Source organism: Alteromonas sp. IB21 (assembly GCF_016405965.1).
Taxonomy (GTDB): Bacteria; Pseudomonadota; Gammaproteobacteria; order Enterobacterales; family Alteromonadaceae; genus Alteromonas.
On record NZ_JAEFCD010000060.1, the window covers coordinates 1 to 1,301 of the forward strand.

Sequence of the window (1,301 nt, forward strand, 5' to 3'; positions counted from 1 at the left end):
ACTCACTTCGTTCGGATTTTAGCCCACATGCTAGCGCCCCTTAGCTTAAAGTTATGTGCTAGTAGGTTAATTGAAAATGGAAGAACTGAAAGGGATGACAATAAATGAAAGGTTATTTGCCTTAAAAGCAATCGATTCCTTTGATGCAGCTATTAAGTCAAAAGATTGTAAAGCCGCCATCGAAGTTCTTGAGCAATGTGGATTGAGTTATTCGTCAGCTCTTGAAACCGTATCTTCAATTTTTAAAAATCCTAAACGTTACGGGTACTAGTAATTGGCTCAAGGTTTATTATATTTCGCACATAACAAACAAATTATGGCACTCGCTGCCGCTCGCTGGGACGCAAACACGTGCGCGGCTTCGCCATTATTGCGCACATGTCTGCGCCCCATATTTGGAAGTTAGGTGCTTCTGGGAAATCAATGGCTAAATCAGAAATAAGACGATTCTTAAAAGAAATCCGCACTAAATTTCCTGACGTTGTTCCTCTTATGGAAAAACATGAGGGTTGGGCACTCACATTTCTAATGGAAGAGTTCGCAAATTTGACAACTATTTTGTTTAACCAAGGCGATTTAGAAGAAGCAATAGAACAATTGCAGTACATGAGCGAGAAACTAGATACTGCAACCAAGGCGGAATTCGAGTACATAGATGTATATTTTACAGAGCACTTATTCTGCAAAGGTACCAAAGAAGGTATTGAACGTGGCTGGCCTCTCGTACCAGATAATCTCAAAAAATTATACTTGGACTTTCATGATAAACCACCTAGGGTAGTGGTTTAAAAATGCACGCACCTAACAAAAAAATTAAGTTCGCCCGCTGCGCGGGCTGGGACGCAAACATATGGGCTGCTCACTTCGTTCGGATTTTAGCCCACATGTCTGCGCCCCTTATTTAAAAGTTATGTGCCAAGGAGGCAAATTGATTTTCCCAGATGATGTTGATGGTGACGTTTTAAGAAGGCTCGAAGAATCTGGATTCGATTTTCAAAAGCCAACCACGATAGATTTCAACGTCGATTTCGACTCTTGGCCTCCTCACCCTGACGCTGTTTCAAAATTAAAAGAATTCGCTGGTGCAATTGAAATTTACGAACCGGACGGAGAGTATAGCGGTTATATCCTATTTAACATTCACCAAATTCTCTCTTATGAGTTAGTAATAGAAACGCAGGACAATGTTACCTCTCTAGTGGCCGAATATGGTGGGATTTGCGAATCTTGGGGTGTTTTGAGCTAATGGCACATAACAAAAAAATTAAGTCACTCACTTCGTTCGCTGGGACGCATACATG

The 1,301-nt window shown here is 41.1% G+C and carries 3 protein-coding genes; all 3 read left to right on the forward strand.

The window, feature by feature from the left end; genetic code table 11:
• Positions 1–76: 76 nt before the first annotated feature.
• The 3 genes from JC525_RS19685 (at position 77) to JC525_RS19695 (ending at position 1,246) form a co-directional block, all read left to right on the forward strand.
• Complete coding sequence (locus JC525_RS19685; protein ID WP_198817837.1) at positions 77–271, forward strand: hypothetical protein; 195 nt, start codon at positions 77–79, stop codon at positions 269–271.
• A 152-nt stretch (positions 272–423) separates the two neighbouring features.
• Positions 424–789 (forward strand): DUF7674 family protein, encoded by a 366-nt coding sequence (locus tag JC525_RS19690; RefSeq protein WP_198817839.1) that lies wholly within the window; start codon positions 424–426, stop codon positions 787–789.
• Positions 790–928: 139 nt separating this feature from the next.
• The gene (locus JC525_RS19695) at positions 929–1,246 is read left to right on the forward strand and encodes a ribonuclease E inhibitor RraB (protein WP_198817840.1); all 318 of its coding nucleotides are present in this window, start codon (positions 929–931) and stop codon (positions 1,244–1,246) included.
• Positions 1,247–1,301 lie beyond the last annotated feature (55 nt).

Excerpts from the sequence above, each read along its gene's own strand:
- JC525_RS19685 (WP_198817837.1), top strand. The coding sequence starts at position 77 with ATGGAAGAACTGAAAGGGATGACAATAAATGAAAGGTTATTTGCCTTA.
- JC525_RS19690 (WP_198817839.1), top strand. The coding sequence starts at position 424 with ATGGCTAAATCAGAAATAAGACGATTCTTAAAAGAAATCCGCACTAAA.